Raw genomic sequence first — 16,317 nt, 5'->3', positions numbered from 1 at the left:
ATTGATTTTAATGAAAGATATTACCCGTGATGGTAACCCAGTATTGCGCAAAGTAGCTAAACCCCTAACTTTTCCGTTAAGCGAACACTATCAAAATTTGGCTAAAGAAATGATGGAATATCTAGTTAATTCGCAAGATCCAAAAATTGCAGAAAAACATCAATTGCGTGCTGGCGTAGGTCTAGCTGCCCCACAGGTTGGTGAAAGCGTTCAAATGGCCTCCTTACTGGTACCAAATGACAAGGGCGATATTGTTTTTAAGGAAACTTTTGTCAATCCTGAAATTTTATCCGAATCCGTGAGACAAGCTTGCTTAAGTGAAGGTGAAGGATGCCTGAGTGTAGACAAGGTAATAGATGGTTATGTGCCTCGTCCTGATAAATTAAAAATTCATTACTATACTGTAGCTGGAGAAGAAAAAACTATTCGCTTAAAAGACTACCCAGCAATTGTTGCATCCCATGAAATCGAACATTTACGGGGACATCTTTTTTATGACCGTATCAACAAGCAAGATCCATTTAAATTAGCTGAAGATACTATAGTCATTTATTAATTTAATTAAAAAGATTTTTAGCCGTCATTTTATTGCTTTGACGGTTTTTTAATAAAGCCGTCAAAACTTGATTCTATACTTGTTTTTACATGTATGGTAGAATTTTACTAGCTATTGGATACTTTATGTTATCCAAAATTAGAACGTTTTATTAACTGAATAAGGAGAATACAAATATGATCTACAAAGTTTTGTATCAAAAAGACAAGGTTGTCAATCCTAGACGGGAAACAACCCAAACTCTTTATCTTGAGGCCGACAACATGGTGGCCGCAAGAACAATGGTTGAGGAAAATACCCCCTATAATATTGAACTCATCCAAGAATTGGCTGGCAATTCGTTAACTTACGAAAAAGAGCACGCCGATTTTAAATTAACCACTTTTGAGAGTAAGAAGTAGTCTCTGTGCGTATTAAAAATAATGAAGTTGCTGTAGTTGCAATCGGGGGGTTGCACGAAATTGGCAAAAATATGTACTGTGTGCAATATCAAGACGAGATCATCATCATGGATTGTGGAATAAAGTTCCCGGAGGATGACCTTCTTGGTATTAATTATGTGATTTCTGATTATTCTTATTTAATAAAAAATCGCAAAAAAATTAAAGCACTAGTTGTTAGTCACGGACACGAAGACCACATTGGCGGGATCCCCTTCTTACTTGAAAAGATTCCGGAAATTCCGGTATATGCCACACCTTTTGCACTTGCTTTAATCAAAGGAAAACTTGAAGAACACGGCATTCTGAGGACTACAGAATTACATGAAGAACACGAAGACACAGTTCTTAAATTTAAAAAGTTGACCGTTACTTTCTTCAGAACAACTCACTCGATTCCTGACACTTTAGGTATAGCCGTACATACCCCACTTGGTGCAGTAGTATTTACAGGAGATTTTAAATTTGATTTAACGCCTGTGATGAACCAACCCGCTCCGGATTTTCAAAAAATGGCTAAATTGGGCAATGAAGGAGTTTTGGCACTGCTATCAGATTCAACTAATGCTGAAGTAACGCAATTTACTAAGTCTGAACGCTTTGTCGCTAAATCCTTGCATGACATTATTACTGGGATACATGGAAGAATAATTTTTGCTACTTTTGCATCTAACCTCTACCGTGTTTCAACTGCCATCCAAGCAGCCAAAGATACGGGTCGCAAAGTTGCAATTTTCGGGCGTAGTATGGAAAACGGTGTGCAAAACGGCATTGATCTAGGCTACTTAAATGTACCTGACGGCTTAATTGTTGATGCTAACGAAATAAACCATACTCCTGCAGAAGAAGTTATGATTTTATGTACCGGATCTCAAGGTGAACCTTTAGCTGCTCTTTCAAGAATAGCTAACGGCACGCACAGACAAATTAGTTTACAGCCTGGTGACACGGTTATATTTTCATCAAACCCAATTCCTGGAAATACTTTGAGCGTTAACCATTTAATTAATAAATTAATGGAGGGTGGCGCTAGCGTTGTTCACGGCCGAATTAATAATGTTCATACTTCAGGTCATGGTGGCCAAGAAGAACTAAAAATGATGGTTCGCTTAACTAAACCCAAATATATGATTCCAGTTCATGGCGAATACCGCATGCAAGTCATCCACACTGAACTGGCTCAAGCAGCTGGAGTCCCTGCTGATAATACTTTCGTTTTAGAAAATGGTGAAGTTGTTTGTTTTGGACCAGAGGGTTCAAGAATAGCCGGTCATATTCCAGCAGGTGACGTATACGTTGATACTTCAGGCACAGCTGATGTTGGTAATGTAGTTGTTCATGATCGCCAAGTTTTATCTGAAGATGGACTTGTTGTGGTTGTCGCTACAGTCGATTACAAGCACAAGCGCGTCTTAGCAGGGCCTGATGTCTTAAGTCGGGGATTTGTCTATATGCGCGAATCTACTGAACTAATCAATCAGGCTCAGAAACATATTTACCATATTATAAAATCGGAAATGGACAAAATGGATCACCCTAAAGACAGCGTAATTCGTAATGCAATTATTGCTAATCTTTCTGATTTCCTGTATTCTAAAACTAAAAGACGGCCGATGATTTTACCAATATTAGTTGAGAAAAAATAAGCAAAAGCCCATTCTTGAGGGCTTTTTTATATAATGAATAGTATATATGAATAATAAATTAAAAATACATCTCTTAGTTAATGAAGTAGCTGGTAATGGTCATGCTAAAAAAGTTCTTGAGCAAACAAAATCTATACTCATTAATGAAAATATAAATTTTGATCTTAAAAAAAGCAATTATGCAGGAGAAGCAATTCGTATAGCACAAGATTATGGCAATCAAAAACACCTGCCAAATGAAGTTCTTTTAGTTATTGGCGGTGATGGATCGCTCAATGAGGTTCTTAACGGAATTAAGTGGTCAAGCAATCCGGATACACCTATTGCCTACTTACCGGCTGGAACTGGCAATGATTTCGCTCGTGCAGCTAGTTTAACTGATGATCCCAGAATTCTTTTAGAGCATTTTAAAAAAGGCTTTAAACCAGACCTAATTGATTGTGGTTCATTTATTTTCCCAGATATCGCTATTAATAAAAAATACTATTTTGCAAATAGCTTTGGTATCGGTTTTGATGCATTTGTAAACCATAATAGTAATATATCTAAGCTTAAAAAACTGTTAAACCGGCTTAATGAAGGAAAACTAATATACGGTTATAATGTTTTAGCCACTGTTACGAAACAGGACACATTTGGTGTTGAAATTGAACGAGAAGGTCACAAAATTTATTTTGATGACGCTTTTATGGTTACCACTACTAATCATCCATACTTGGGTGGCGGTCTTCCTCTTCTACCCAGTGCTAAAATAGACAATCACAAAATTGATACCGTTGTAGTAGAAAAATTTAGCCTGGCAAAACTGGTAAAATTATTTATTAATCTTCTTAAAGACGGCTCACACGTTAATGATACACAGTTTCACTATAAAGAAATTCTTTTAATATTGAGTTTTCTATTTCAAGTTTTAACTTATTGCGTTAAAAAATAAAAAATTGTTAATAAATTAAAGGAGCTATGCTTTAACTGCTTAGCTCCTTTTTTCATCGAAATTATATTAAAAAATTAATTTTTATTTATTATATTTAAAATGTATCTTTAATGTGGTATTATTTGATGTGTTAAATCATCATAAACTAGTACTCATAAGGGATGAAGAATCATGAAAAAAGCAATGTTTTAAGCTCTATTGGTATTTTGGCGGCTACAGCTCTAACCCTTCACGGCCTGCGGTAAAAGCGGCAATAATCAAGAAAATAGCGCAAAAGAAGCAAGCAAATTTCCTGCAAAAATGCCTTCAAAACCAACGAAACGAGGCGGTACTGTGAGAGTAGCATTACAGACTGATACACCATTCACAGGTATCTTTTCTGATCAATTACAAGTAACTGCTACAGATGCTGACCTCTCCTCTCCTGGTTCGGAATCCTTATTCGATACAGATGATAATTACCGTTTCACTAATAAAGGGCCTGCAACCCTAAAGATTAATAATAAAAATAAGACAATTACAATTGTTGTTAAAAAAGGAGTTAGATGGTCAGATGGTCGACAGGTCACGGCCAAGAATGTGGAATACCCGTATGAAATATTATCCAATAAAGGTACTGATTCACAAAGGTATTCCAGCCAGTTTGAACTTATTAAAGGCTTAAAAGAATACCATGAAGGAAAAGCTAAATCTATTTCAGGCATTGAAATGCCTGATGGTGAAAATGGCAGAAAAGTCATTTTGCACTTTAAACAATTAAAACCAGGTATGTACAATAGTGGAAATGGCTATTTTTCAGAATATACAGCTCCTTATCATTACTTAAAAGATGTCCCTTTTAACAAATTACAGTCATCTAATAAGATTAGGAAAAAGCCTTTGTATTTCGGAGCCTATAAGTTAGAAAAATTAGTTCGTGGACAATCAGCTGTTTGGGTGCCAAACAAATATTATTGGCGTGGTAAACCCAAACTGGATAAAATTATTTATCAGGTGATTTCTCCTAACTCATCATCGCAATCAATAAAGAGTCATAAATTCGATGTCATTAATGTTGTAAATTCCCAATGGGATGAAGTGAAGCATATTAAAAAAGTTAAGTTCATAGCAGAAATCCCTCTTTCATACTGGTTCATTGGCTTTAAATTAGGTAAATGGGATGCCAAACACAATAAGAGCATTATGAATCATAATAGCAAAATGAACAATACATCTTTACGCAGAGCAATTGGTTATGCGATGAATGTTGATGAAGTAACTAAACATTATACTCATGGGCTAACTTTTCATATAGCCACCCTAATTCAACCTCAATTTGGTGACTATTTCAATAAAAATGTTAAGGGTTATGATTATAATTTAAAAAAGGCCAACGATATTCTTGATAAAGCCGGATATAAGAAGAAAGGCAAATGGCGTGTACAACCTAATGGCAAGCCTTTAAAGATTACATTTATGGCCAAAGCTGGTGACCCAACGCAAGGTCCAATTATACAAAATTATATCCAGCAGTGGCATAAAATAGGACTAAATGTTAATTTATTGAATGGTCGATTGACTGAGACAAATTCATTTTACGACAAACTTAACAAAGATGATCCTCAGGTTGATATGTTTGAAACCGGTTTGGTATATGTCTACTGAACCATCACAGGATGGAATGTACGGTGACAGCACCGCAGCAAACTATGATCGTTTCGTGACACCAGAAAATACTAAACTGCTTAAGGAAATGGATTCACAAAAAGCTTTTGATCATAAATACCGTGTGAAAGTCTTTCATGACTGGCAACAATATATTTTTGATCAAGCTTACATGATTCCAACAGTTAACTCATACAAAATCAGAGCGATCAATGACCACATTTCAGGTTATTCCCTTAAACCATCTGAAAATAATAATGGGCATGTCCTATGGTATAAAGTCGGATACATTAAATAAATTTAAAAAGGATAATCAATAACTCAAATTATTGATTATCCTTTTAATTTTTAAAATATTAATAAGCTATGGTATACAGAAAAATAAACGTGTAATTTTGGTCAAAATAACTATTTGTTTAATTATCTGGAAACAATTTTAAACTTATAGCAATTGAAACTCATTTGCTCCAGTAATCGACTTAAATTGCTTTTTTTAAAGCTTCCATCAGAACATAGTATCGAGTAATGTCCACCCTCATCGACCAAATTACTTTTAGTTAGTCTAAAGCCATTGCGCTTGTAAAATGATAACCGGTTAAGTCTTTGAGAATAATTCTTTGCTGTTTTAATAACTGGCTCAATATCTAAAACTATTTCTTTTTCAGAATAACGTTGTTTCATCGAATTTAGAATTTGACTGCCGTAGCCCTTTCCACGCCAAACTGGGTCAACAGCCAAATAACCAATATAAATAATCTTTTCGGCATATGTCCAAAAAATTAACCCAATAAAATTATCATGGTCATAGACTGCTTGCAAATTAACTCTTTTTTGCAAAGCCATCGCCAGCAACCCGACAAATGGAAATCGTTCATTTTTGGGAAATGCGCCTAAATATAATTTTCTTACTTTAAAATAATTTTTTGTCCCCCATTTAACATTTTTGAACGTTAAAATAAATATCACCTTTCTTAAAATTAAAAAGCATCAAATGAGCCATCTTTGCGTTCTTTCTTAATACAATAATTGAATATTAAAATACCAATTAAGAACCAAACAACATTTACCCCTATAAATATTATCAGTTTTGGCAATGAAACTCCATGACCCAGAAATATTTGCCGAACTATTTCGATGCCACCAACATAGGGAATGACCTCCTGAAAGACATTATATACTGGTAAATAAACATTTGACAACATCAATAATAAAGCCTGCAGTATAGTAGACCACTGACCCATTCTTTTAAATCTAATAGAACCAGAGGCAAAAATCATCCCGATGCCAAACATTCCAAAATTGGAAATTAAAGAAAATACAAATGTTAACAATAAAGCTTCTAATAATTCAGCTACCGTGAAAATTGAAAAAAACGAAGCAATAAAGCCTATGATTAAAAGATAAATCCATACAAATAAATTATTTGCCAAAGTTTCGATAAAATATAGGGTCCATAAGGGAAAAACAGACTGAGTTTCACTTTCAAGCAAACCAGTTTGCTCATCAGATTCTACTCCGTTACTACATTGACCCATTGAGGCAATACCAATACTCCAAAACAAAAAACCAACAATAGTAAATAAAACCCCTTGCTTTGTACCATATGCCTGACCAAGTTGTGCAGGATCAGTGAAAAAGATAACAATCAAGAAAGCTCCGGCATATAAAACCAGCGAACTAATCGCAGAATTAACATAACGAAATTGTAGTTTTAGCTGTAAATATAATTGTACCCAAAAAATATTAAATAGCTTTTTAATTTTTTTCATTTTTAATCCTACTTTCGCTGATAAATTTCACGGTATTCAGAAATCAGATCATTTTCAGTCATTTTATGTCCAATATTTTCCTCTATTTGGCCATCTCTTAAAAACAGATAATGATCAACAACACCAGAAAGCATTTGTGTGTCATGCGATGAAATAAAAATAGTATTACCGTATTTATTTTTCAAATCCAGAATAAAGGACGCTAAATCTTCTTGAGCAGCTATGTCAAGTCCGTTTGATGGCTCGTCCAAAAGTAAAACTTCTGTTTCCATTGCAGCTCCGACAAGGATAGCAGCTTTTTTCTTCAAACCAGTAGACAAATTTTGAAAATAAGTGTTAAGTTCATTTGAAAAATTGAAATCCTGCGCCATTTTTCGAATATTGTTTTCTGTTTTTTTAATACTAATTCCTTTAAGTGAAGAAAAATACATCCCATTTTCAAGAGTATTTAGCCTGTACATAAGACCTCTTTCACCTGAAGCAACGAAAATAGTATGCAAGCTGGCCCACTTAACATATGGTTCATTAGCCTGGTCATTTTTGATCAATCCTTCGGTTGGTTCCAATACCCCCGCAAGCAACCTTAACATGGTTGACTTGCCTACACCGTTAGGTCCGACCAAACCAATTACTGTTGGTTCTAAAGGAATTTTAAAATTTAGGTTATAAAATACAGGCTTCTTACCGTAGTTTTTCTTTACCCTATCAAAAATAATTGCCATAGGCTTTCTTCCTTTTGCTTAAAATGATACCAATAATTTAATCATTATTTTTTAAAATTAGCAATAAAAAATAGTATTTAGTGATAGCTTTTTAATTAAGATATGAAACGTTTACTTCTAATTGTCCTAATTGCATAATGCTTTCAGCCAAAGTTTGTTCATTACATTCACAGCTGATCACTCCATTTTCAGCATTAAAAGAAAAACCACTGGCTGTGATTAAATCTACGCTGGCAGCTATCAAATCTTCGTCACTTGCGCTGGGATCTAACTTAAAAAGTGTACGACCATCATCTGTAACTTTATATTTATCAAATTCAATTTTCTCGACAAAGCAATACACTGATTCGCCAAATGAATCTTTAAAAATAGTTTCAATTTCAAATATGTCTGGACCAAAATTTAAAATATGAGTGTTAGTGGCAACCCACTCTGCAAGTTCTTTCTGCAAGTTTATACTAACTTGTTCATTTTTTATCTTTGTCATTGTTTTAAAAGTCCCTTATTTTGTTTTTGCATCTAATTTAATGTCCTGCATCCCAATCATAGGATCAATTCGACCCGAATAAATCAATTCCGGTGTTAATATATGATCCTGAGTTAGATCTTCAAGCACATCAGAATTTGCTTCTTCTTGTTCATTTTTATTTTTACCTGAATCTTTTTCTTGAACAGTTTTATCTTGCACATTTAATATTTTTTGCAGTTTAACAGTTAATCCTGTCTGACGGTCATTACCAGAAGTATTAAAAGCCATTTCATAAGCGCGTGGATCACCAATTAAAACCAAATTTTTCTCTGCACGAGTAACAGCAGTGTACAATAAGTTACGTTTAAGCATGACATAGTTTTGCATAGTCAAACTCAAAATTACTAACGGGAATTCAGAACCTTGAGCTTTGTGAATGGTAATTGCGTATGCTCTGGTTAAATCAAACAGATCTTTTTTACTAAAGGTTATTTCTCTGTCATCAAAATCAGCCACCATGCATTTTTGAGAATTATCATTATCAATTGCGAGGATTTTACCGATTTGGCCATTATAAATGTCTTTTTCCGGATTATTTTGTAATTGCAAAATGCGGTCACCAATGCGAAAAATTTCATCGTGTACTTCCAGTGTTTTACTGTTTTGCTTTGAAGGATTAATAATTTCTTGAATAACATTATTCAAATTGTTAACCCCGCCATCACCTTGGTACATTGCTCCTAGTACCTGAACGTCATCAGGATCAAAACCCTTTGCTAAAGCACGTTGGACGATTTGACTAACAACATGCGAAACTTCATGTGGTGGACATGAAATAAATGAGTAGTTTTTGGTCTTTTTAAATAATTCCTGGGGGTTCTTTCCTTCATTAATGTCATGAGCCAACGTAATAATGCTGGAATCATCTCCTTGACGGTGAATTTGCTTAAGAACGGTTGTAGGAAAGGCCTGTGATTTGATTAAATCAGCAAAAACGTTTCCTGCACCAACTGATGGCAGTTGATCCTTATCACCAACAAAAACAATGTGCTTAGTTTCGTTAATGCTGGAAACCAGTTGCCTAAACAAAAACATATCTACCATCGACATTTCATCAATAATTAAAATTTCACCATTTAATTCATTCAGATCAGTTGCATCATTTTCACCAATCCCTAAACCTAGTAAACGATGGATAGTTTTAGCTGTAATCCCAGTAATTTCTTCCATTCTCTTGGCTGCACGACCAGTGGGTGCAGCAAGTAAAAATGGCGGGTCTGTACTATAAAGAGACGATGATGGTATTTCTGCCAGCTCTTTCAATGCTAATAAAATACCGTTTATGATAGTAGTTTTACCAGTTCCGGGACCACCAGTTAAAATTGAAATTGGGTTAGTTAGTGCGTTTTTAATCGCTGTCTTTTGAGTATTATCATAGTGAATTTTCAGCTTAGTTTCAGCGTTAGCTATTGCAAGGTTTAAATCTTTTTCACCGTAACTTGAACTCTTTTGCTTTTTTTCAACTAGATTTTTCATTGCGTTGGCAATATCAGTTTCAGTTTCATAAATTTCCTGTAATGCAGCGTTTTCTCCCATTACTACAACTTTACCTTGATGTTGGAGATTATTAACACAAGTTGCTATGGTGTCATACTCATTAATTTGAAGTAGTTTACCCGCTTCTTGCAGCAGCTGCTCAAGTTTAACGTATGTATTGCCTTCTTTAGCAACTTCATCAAGTAAAATTTGAAAAACAGCACCATTGACTCTTTTGGGATCATTTGAACTAATTCCTAATTTACTGCCAATTCGATCGGCACTCTTAAATGCATAACCCGTAACTTCAGCAATAGAGGCATAAGGATCTTCTTCAAGTTTAGCTAAGGTTTCGCCATGATAAAGTTGGTATAGTCTGCTCGCTACCTTCTTATTCAAACCAAATTGAGCCAGTTTTAATACAGTTTCAGAGTATGAATCCATTGTACTGACACCATTTAACAAACTTTCTTTTTGCTTTTTCGAAATTGACAAAGTTCGAACCTTTTCAGGTTTTTCCTTTAAAACTGTCAGTGCATCCATTCCCAAGTCTGAAATTATTGTATCAGCCGCTTTTTTACCAATCCCAGGAAATTTACTGGAACTTAAATAATTAATCAAACTACCTTTTTCATGAGGCAAGGCCAATTTATAATTATCACAACGAAATTGCAGACCAAATTTATTATGTACAATCAATCTTCCGGAAAAAGTATAAGTTGCACCAACTTGAACGTCTCCAAAACTGCCAGTTACTTTAATATCTTCTCGATCATATTTTTCTAATTTTCCGATTATGGCAACATCAAGTATCTTATACAAGTCTTGATCGTTTTCAAAAACTATTCGATTAATTTTTCCAGTAAATTCAGTCATTGTTTTTTCTCGCATCATTCACTAATCTTAGTAACGAAGAATATTTTTTTTGCTCTTGTTCAAAAACTTTAGGATCTTGCTTTTTTGACTTTGTTAAGTATTTTTCAGCCTCTTGTCGATTTCTAGCTAAAACTGTGATTCCCAGCATGAAATTGATTTTGGCCGATCTTTTTTCGGTATCTATTTTTTTATAAGTTGACTCTGCTTCCTGAGTGTTACCGAGGCTTAGCCAAATATCCCCTATTAATTCCAACACTTTTGCATCAACATTCTTAATTGTTAGAGCGTATGCCAGTGCTTTTTGGCTTTGACCAACTTTGAAAAAAACGAGTGCTTTTTGATATAAAACTAAATCATCATTAGGAATTTGATTAAGGATTTTTAGTGCCAAATCAAATTTACCTTGTAGATAGTAACAAACGGCCAAATCATAATCCAAATCCTGAGGATGAGTAACTAACTTTTTGGCTTTTTCTAAAAGTTCAGTTGCTTGGTCATTACTGCCCTGTTCTATTAAATAAGTTGCCAAATTTAAATAGTTTTCACTATTTTGCGGTTGTTTATCAATTTTCGTTATTAGTTTGTGTACCTTTTTGGAAACCCCGTTTGAATTATCAGCTATTTTTCTTTTTTGTCTCATAATGAATCCGAATCTACCATTTTCCTGTCCAAAAATTTCGTCTCATTCCATACCAGAGCTTTAAAGGTTTTGCCCCTATCTTTTGTTTCCAAAATAGTAAGGCTAGTATTGCTTAAACCACCATTCTGGCGGATATCCGGTAGCGAATAACCCAATAATCCACCCATAATCGCTCCTAGAGCTGCTCCATGGCTCACTGCCAGTATTTTATCATCTTGTTTAAATTGTAGTCCAACGTCTCTGCCAAAGCTTTTACCACGTGCAATTACCTCAGGATAATTTTCTCCTCCAATGCTGTGACCATCATATTTCGCAGGTTCGTCCCAAATATCAGTGACCTGCTTCGGATACCTGGCTTTAGCCTCAGTAAACGTAAGTCCTTCCATTTCCCCCAAATCAAATTCTCGCAAACGATCATCTATCTTGACAGAAAAGGGACTACCTAGATTCTTAGTAAGTTTTTCTGCAGTAGTTCTGGCTCTTTTCAGTGGGCTTGAATAGATTGCTGCGAATTTTGTTTCACCTAAAAAGTCGCTTAATTTTTGAATATCAATTAAACTTTGAGGTAAAAGTGGTGAGTCACCATGTGCTCCTTGAAAACGTTTCTGTAAGTTCCACTCTGTTTTACCATGTCTGACAAAATAAATCTGCATTCATTAATTACTCTTTTCTGTAACTGTTATTTTCTAGTTTATCATTTAATAGTTTAAAAGAGAAAACGTAGACAAATAAAAAGGAAAATGTATATAAACATTTTCCTTTCAAGTGACATTAAACTAATTGAAGCTGAAGATCATTTTGATAGGCACAATCAATATTGCCACCACCAAGACATTCCTCACCCTGATAAAGAACAAGAGCTTGTCCGGGTGTAACTGCCCGGGCTGGCTCATCAAAGTATACTTTTGCCTTGTTTTTTTCTGCATCATAAGATACCGTTACCCCAACATCGGGTTGGCGATAACGAAACTTGGCACTGCAATGAATTTTGAAATCGTGATCAGGCTGTCCGGTAAAGAATGACATATCACTAGCTTCCAATTCAGTTGCGTAAAGCAATTTGCTGTCATATCCTTGCTCGACGATCAATTGATTTTTTTGTAGATCCTTACCAACCACAAACCATGGAGCAGTTGATTCTTTTGTTGAACCCAGTCCTAATCCTGATCTTTGACCAATTGTATAATACATTAGTCCTGCATGATGACCAACTACTTTTCCATCTGGTGTGATCATCTCTCCAGATTGAGCCGGCAGAAATTCACTCAAAAATTTGCGAAAATTCCTTTCACCAATAAAACAAATACCAGTTGAATCCTTCTTTTTTGCTGTAGCCAAACCATTTTTGATTGCAATTTCGCGCACCTGTGGTTTAGTTAAATTAGCCAACGGAAAAATAACTCGACTAATCTGATTTTGGCTTAATTGACTTAAAAAGTAAGTTTGATCCTTATTGCCATCTTTAGGGCGCATCATATGAGTGATACCATTTTTGTCAGTTATAGTTTTCGCATAATGACCCATTGCAATGTAATCTGCATCAAGATTAAGTGCAAACTCTAAAAATGATTTAAACTTTATCTGACTATTGCACATAACATCCGGATTAGGCGTACGGCCTTTTTTATATTCATTTAAAAAATACTCAAAAACGCGATGCCAATATTCTTTTTCAAAATTGATTGAATAGTAAGGAATCCCGATTTGATCTGCTACTCTTTTTACATCTTCGTAATCGTCAGTAGCAGTGCAGACACCAGAATCATCAGTGTCATCCCAATTTTTCATAAATACGCCAATTACATCGTATCCCTGTTCTTTTAAAAGGAGTGCCGAAACGGAAGAGTCCACTCCCCCACTCATGCCAACTACAACTCTGGTTTTTTTCTTTACCAAATTAATCAATCCTTTACAGCAACAATAATATTGCGCTCTTCTAAATCCTTTAATATATAATCTAAAAGTTCAACAGTAGGAGCTAATTTTTCGTTCTTAAAAATGTTGACCTTTTGTAAACCATTTTTGTCTGTGACAACCATGGTCAGATGAGTCATTTCTTTATTTATGGTCATCTTCAGTTTAGTTGGAGCATTATACGGCGAATCATTATAAAGTGGATGCTCATAATTAAAATTACCCTTAACTGTTTTAACAAAACCTGCATCAATCAGAGCGTATAGTTTTAGTTCTGGACTAAGGGTAAACTTGCGTTTATCCCCATTAATAATAACTGTATTTGCCATAATTCTACCTCACTTACTAATAATAAGCATATTTAACTAAAAAAGCAATTAAATTTATTTATTCTGGATTTTGCTCACAATTTTAGCTAGTTCCTTTGCGAAGACTCTAACTTCTTCTTCAGTGGTGTAACGTCCAAAAGAAATGCGAATAGATTCATTTGTTCTCGGAGAATTTTTACCAAAACAGGCAACTAAAACATGGGATGGTTCAATTGAACCTGCAGTACACGCAGATCCCCCTGAAACAGCAAAGCCTGCTAAATCCAAATTTGTCTGCAAAACTGTTGTTGGAATACCATTAAAATGCAAGTTCAACACATGATGAGAATCAAATTTTTTTGTTCCACCGTTAACTTGATATTTAACATTAGATTGATTGAGCTCATTTAAAATAAGATTTTGCAAGTTCTGATATTTAGTTTGCAAATTTTCTTTATCTATCGCTGCAATTTCAGTGATAGCTTCACCAAAACCGGCAATTCCAGGCACATTTTCTGTTCCTGCTCTACGCTTGGTTTCTTGCTCTCCACCATAAACTAGAGGCGGTAAATTAAGCGAGTTCTTTTCATATAAAAATCCAAGAAATTTAGGACCATTTATTTTATGAGCTGAAGTTGATAATAAATCAATATTCATCTTAACAACATCAAGATCTATATTGCCTAATCCTTGTACAGCATCAACATGAAAGTATGCATTGCTTTGTTTTACTATATTGCCAATTTCAGTCAAAGGATTAATTGTTCCCAATTCATTATTAACGGCCATAATGGAAACTAAGGTAGTTTGTGGAGTTAGTGCATCTTTTAAATCGGCGAGTGAAATACAACCATTATCATCGACATCAAGATATATGACTTCATAGCCTTCACTTTCTAAACGTTTCATCGGCTCTAAAACAGATGGATGCTCAATCTTGGTTGTAATTATACGTTTACCGATATCTTGACGACCATGAGCAGTCCCAAAAATAGCAGTATTATTGCTTTCTGAACCACCTGAAGTAAAAATTATTTCATTTTCCTTTGCGTTAATAATTCTGGCAGCTTCTTGTCTTGCCTGATCAATAACATGTCGTGCTTTGCGGCCCAGTTCATAAGTACTTGAGGCATTACCAAAATTGTTTTTCATTTCACCGGTTATTACGTCGATTACTTTAGGCGACATTGGTGTCGTAGCAGCATTGTCCAGATAAATTTCTGTCATTTGTTAATTCATCTTCTCTATGTAAGTACAAATAATCCTTGCAGCCTTAGCTCCCACTTTTTGAGCAAATTGATCAAAATCCTCGTTCGCGTCTTGATTTCCATTGTCAGAAATAGCTCGTACAGCTATCAAAGGTTTTTTAAAATGATAAGCTACCTGTGCAAAAGCAGCTCCTTCCATTTCAACACCTAATGCGTGAGCAAAATTTTGCTTAATCTCATCTTTTTGCTTCTCAGAGCCAATGAAGGAATCACCTGTAACAATTAATCCCTCTTTAAATTCAATGTTGTTTTCTTGCAAAAACTGTGCAAATTCCTTTCTCTCAGAGGAATTTAAGTCAAATTTAGCTGGTTCTCCAGGTATTTGTCCTTCAACATAATTACCTGCCAAAGTATTATGAGCATCGTGATATGCAAACGAATCAGCTAAAATCAAATCTTCTTTGTGAACTTGCTTTTGCAATGATCCCGCCGTACCAGTCATGAAAATCAAATCAATATCAACATTGCTTAGTAAATTGGCTAAATTCATAGCAGCCTGCACTTTGCCAATTCCACTCAAACCAATGTACAAATCATTGTGGTTAACGCAAAAATGCTCGAATGTAGTAGATCCGAACATTTCTTTGTGACCAGAGTGAAAATACTTATGATAATATTCAGCCTCAATTTCCATTGGGACAATAATCGCTATCTTCATTTTTACCCTCGTTTTATTTTTATAAGTGAAATAACGCTAATAAAACCAAAATAATTAAAACAGCAACAATTAAAATTGCACGGTTAAGTTTACTTTTCAGCTTTAATGCTTTTTCTTGACTTGTGGTTAACTGAGACTGAGATTTGGTCTCTTCTCTTCTTGGAGCCTGCTCCTGTTTTTTTACCCTGTCATTTGCAAAATTATTTGATTCTGCAACTTCATCTTTATCACGGGTAAAATCAGGATTAACATCAACTTCTTCATCACTATCGTCAAAAGCAGATTTAATTGTATTCAAAAAGTTTTTGCTTTTTTTATGTTTTAATTTTTTACGGTAATCAGATCGTTTTTCAGTCATTTTATTCCTTTGCGTCAGCACCGGTGAGCAGCATGTTTTCCCAAACACTCATTGCATATAATGTCTTGGCATCAACGATTTTACCCTGTGCCGAAAGTCTTTTCAACTCTTCCAAACTAAACCAATGACTAGTTAAAAACTCATCAGGATCAAGATCTTTTTTATCAGTCAATTTAGTTAATGTATCGCAATAAAATAAGTAGAGTTTCTCATTAGTAAAACCGGGAGATGAATAAAACTCAGTTATCTTTTCCCAGTAGTCTGCATGATAGCCGCCTTCTTCGTTTAACTCTCTTTTCATTGCATCAAGTGGACTAGCATCAGTTTCGTCTATTAAACCTGCTGGAATTTCTAAAGTCAACTCTTTGATAGGCTCACGCCATTGTTCAACTAACAGCATTTCCTGCTTTTCATTCACAGCTATAGCAGCTGATGCAGGTTGATGTTTTACTACTTCTCTTGTAGCAGTCTCACCATTAGGCAATTTGATCGTTCTTACTGAAAGATCAACTATACGACCTGTAAAAATTTGTTTTGAAGAGATTTCAGTTTCTGTTAAATCCATTATTCACTTTCCTG

The 16,317-nt window shown here is 34.8% G+C and carries 17 protein-coding genes and 1 pseudogene; 5 read left to right on the top strand and 13 right to left on the bottom strand.

Features of this window, described 5'->3' with window-relative positions; all coding sequences use genetic code 11:
• Nucleotide 1 precedes the first annotated feature (1 nt).
• The 5 genes and pseudogenes from def (at nt 2) to H3T43_RS00230 (ending at nt 5,518) form a co-directional block, all read left to right on the top strand.
• On the top strand, nt 2-556 hold the full coding sequence (gene def / locus H3T43_RS00250; protein ID WP_045928019.1) for a peptide deformylase: 555 nt from the start codon (nt 2-4) through the stop codon (nt 554-556).
• 176 nt (nt 557-732) lie between these two features.
• Entirely contained in the window at nt 733-957 is a 225-nt protein-coding gene (locus H3T43_RS00245) for a DNA-dependent RNA polymerase subunit epsilon (RefSeq protein WP_034979341.1), read from the top strand.
• 5 nt (nt 958-962) lie between these two features.
• Nucleotides 963-2,642 (top strand): ribonuclease J1, encoded by a 1,680-nt coding sequence (rnjA, locus tag H3T43_RS00240; RefSeq protein WP_198211759.1) that lies wholly within the window; start codon nt 963-965, stop codon nt 2,640-2,642.
• A 46-nt stretch (nt 2,643-2,688) separates the two neighbouring features.
• On the top strand, nt 2,689-3,576 hold the full coding sequence (locus H3T43_RS00235) for a diacylglycerol kinase family protein (RefSeq protein ID WP_232350218.1): 888 nt from the start codon (nt 2,689-2,691) through the stop codon (nt 3,574-3,576).
• Between the two features lie 161 nt (nt 3,577-3,737).
• Nucleotides 3,738-5,518, top strand: a pseudogene (locus tag H3T43_RS00230) (oligopeptide ABC transporter substrate-binding protein).
• 122 nt (nt 5,519-5,640) lie between these two features.
• Here H3T43_RS00230 and H3T43_RS00225 read toward each other — a convergent pair.
• The 13 genes from H3T43_RS00225 to H3T43_RS00165 all read right to left on the bottom strand — a co-directional run bounded on the left by H3T43_RS00225 (nt 5,641) and on the right by H3T43_RS00165 (nt 16,303).
• Nucleotides 5,641-6,063, bottom strand: coding sequence for a GNAT family N-acetyltransferase (locus H3T43_RS00225; RefSeq protein ID WP_198211758.1), 423 nt, complete (start codon nt 6,061-6,063; stop codon nt 5,641-5,643).
• 134 nt (nt 6,064-6,197) lie between these two features.
• Entirely contained in the window at nt 6,198-6,989 is a 792-nt protein-coding gene (locus tag H3T43_RS00220) for a hypothetical protein (RefSeq protein WP_198211757.1), read from the bottom strand.
• Between the two features lie 8 nt (nt 6,990-6,997).
• Complete coding sequence (locus H3T43_RS00215; protein WP_198211756.1) at nt 6,998-7,711, bottom strand: ABC transporter ATP-binding protein; 714 nt, start codon at nt 7,709-7,711, stop codon at nt 6,998-7,000.
• 91 nt (nt 7,712-7,802) lie between these two features.
• Nucleotides 7,803-8,198, bottom strand: coding sequence for a DUF1828 domain-containing protein (locus H3T43_RS00210; protein WP_198211755.1), 396 nt, complete (start codon nt 8,196-8,198; stop codon nt 7,803-7,805).
• 15 nt (nt 8,199-8,213) lie between these two features.
• A complete protein-coding gene (locus H3T43_RS00205) occupies nt 8,214-10,592 on the bottom strand; it encodes an ATP-dependent RecD-like DNA helicase (RefSeq protein WP_198211754.1) in 2,379 nt (792 codons plus the stop codon).
• Complete coding sequence (locus H3T43_RS00200; protein WP_198211753.1) at nt 10,585-11,232, bottom strand: tetratricopeptide repeat protein; 648 nt, start codon at nt 11,230-11,232, stop codon at nt 10,585-10,587. Before H3T43_RS00200 ends, H3T43_RS00205 begins: the two co-directional genes overlap by 8 nt.
• Complete coding sequence (locus H3T43_RS00195) at nt 11,229-11,885, bottom strand: histidine phosphatase family protein (protein WP_198211752.1); 657 nt, start codon at nt 11,883-11,885, stop codon at nt 11,229-11,231. The genes H3T43_RS00200 and H3T43_RS00195 overlap by 4 nt, the downstream gene beginning before the upstream one ends.
• Nucleotides 11,886-12,003: 118 nt before the next feature.
• The gene (mnmA, locus tag H3T43_RS00190) at nt 12,004-13,128 is read right to left on the bottom strand and encodes a tRNA 2-thiouridine(34) synthase MnmA (protein WP_255534796.1); all 1,125 of its coding nucleotides are present in this window, start codon (nt 13,126-13,128) and stop codon (nt 12,004-12,006) included.
• A gap of 5 nt (nt 13,129-13,133) precedes the next feature.
• Nucleotides 13,134-13,475, bottom strand: a complete 342-nt coding sequence (locus H3T43_RS00185; RefSeq protein ID WP_034979365.1) for a DUF1831 domain-containing protein — start codon at nt 13,473-13,475, stop codon at nt 13,134-13,136.
• A gap of 54 nt (nt 13,476-13,529) precedes the next feature.
• The gene (locus H3T43_RS00180) at nt 13,530-14,681 is read right to left on the bottom strand and encodes a cysteine desulfurase family protein (RefSeq protein ID WP_198211751.1); all 1,152 of its coding nucleotides are present in this window, start codon (nt 14,679-14,681) and stop codon (nt 13,530-13,532) included.
• 3 nt (nt 14,682-14,684) lie between these two features.
• A complete protein-coding gene (locus H3T43_RS00175; RefSeq protein ID WP_198211750.1) occupies nt 14,685-15,380 on the bottom strand; it encodes a 5'-methylthioadenosine/adenosylhomocysteine nucleosidase in 696 nt (231 codons plus the stop codon).
• A gap of 19 nt (nt 15,381-15,399) precedes the next feature.
• Nucleotides 15,400-15,738, bottom strand: a complete 339-nt coding sequence (locus H3T43_RS00170; RefSeq protein ID WP_198211749.1) for a hypothetical protein — start codon at nt 15,736-15,738, stop codon at nt 15,400-15,402.
• Nucleotide 15,739: 1 nt separating this feature from the next.
• Nucleotides 15,740-16,303 (bottom strand): NUDIX hydrolase, encoded by a 564-nt coding sequence (locus H3T43_RS00165; protein ID WP_034979378.1) that lies wholly within the window; start codon nt 16,301-16,303, stop codon nt 15,740-15,742.
• Between the last annotated feature and the right edge of the window lie 14 nt (nt 16,304-16,317).

Source organism: Lactobacillus sp. M0396 (assembly GCF_016101625.1).
Taxonomy (GTDB): domain Bacteria; phylum Bacillota; class Bacilli; order Lactobacillales; family Lactobacillaceae; genus Lactobacillus; species Lactobacillus huangpiensis.
The sequence above is the reverse complement of the archived record's forward strand: the minus strand, read 5'-3'. Positions and strand labels throughout refer to the sequence as shown.

What these genes read in the sequence shown, in the direction of transcription:
- H3T43_RS00245 (WP_034979341.1), top strand. Translation starts at nt 733, where the DNA reads ATGATCTACAAAGTTTTGTATCAAAAAGACAAGGTTGTCAATCCTAGA.
- H3T43_RS00235 (WP_232350218.1), top strand. Translation starts at nt 2,689, where the DNA reads ATGAATAATAAATTAAAAATACATCTCTTAGTTAATGAAGTAGCTGGT.
- H3T43_RS00225 (WP_198211758.1), bottom strand. Translation starts at nt 6,063, where the DNA reads ATGGCTTTGCAAAAAAGAGTTAATTTGCAAGCAGTCTATGACCATGAT.
- H3T43_RS00220 (WP_198211757.1), bottom strand. Translation starts at nt 6,989, where the DNA reads ATGAAAAAAATTAAAAAGCTATTTAATATTTTTTGGGTACAATTATAT.
- H3T43_RS00215 (WP_198211756.1), bottom strand. Translation starts at nt 7,711, where the DNA reads ATGGCAATTATTTTTGATAGGGTAAAGAAAAACTACGGTAAGAAGCCT.
- H3T43_RS00210 (WP_198211755.1), bottom strand. Translation starts at nt 8,198, where the DNA reads ATGACAAAGATAAAAAATGAACAAGTTAGTATAAACTTGCAGAAAGAA.
- H3T43_RS00205 (WP_198211754.1), bottom strand. Translation starts at nt 10,592, where the DNA reads ATGACTGAATTTACTGGAAAAATTAATCGAATAGTTTTTGAAAACGAT.
- H3T43_RS00200 (WP_198211753.1), bottom strand. Translation starts at nt 11,232, where the DNA reads ATGAGACAAAAAAGAAAAATAGCTGATAATTCAAACGGGGTTTCCAAA.
- H3T43_RS00195 (WP_198211752.1), bottom strand. Translation starts at nt 11,885, where the DNA reads ATGCAGATTTATTTTGTCAGACATGGTAAAACAGAGTGGAACTTACAG.
- H3T43_RS00185 (WP_034979365.1), bottom strand. Translation starts at nt 13,475, where the DNA reads ATGGCAAATACAGTTATTATTAATGGGGATAAACGCAAGTTTACCCTT.
- H3T43_RS00180 (WP_198211751.1), bottom strand. Translation starts at nt 14,681, where the DNA reads ATGACAGAAATTTATCTGGACAATGCTGCTACGACACCAATGTCGCCT.
- H3T43_RS00175 (WP_198211750.1), bottom strand. Translation starts at nt 15,380, where the DNA reads ATGAAGATAGCGATTATTGTCCCAATGGAAATTGAGGCTGAATATTAT.
- H3T43_RS00170 (WP_198211749.1), bottom strand. Translation starts at nt 15,738, where the DNA reads ATGACTGAAAAACGATCTGATTACCGTAAAAAATTAAAACATAAAAAA.
- H3T43_RS00165 (WP_034979378.1), bottom strand. Translation starts at nt 16,303, where the DNA reads ATGGATTTAACAGAAACTGAAATCTCTTCAAAACAAATTTTTACAGGT.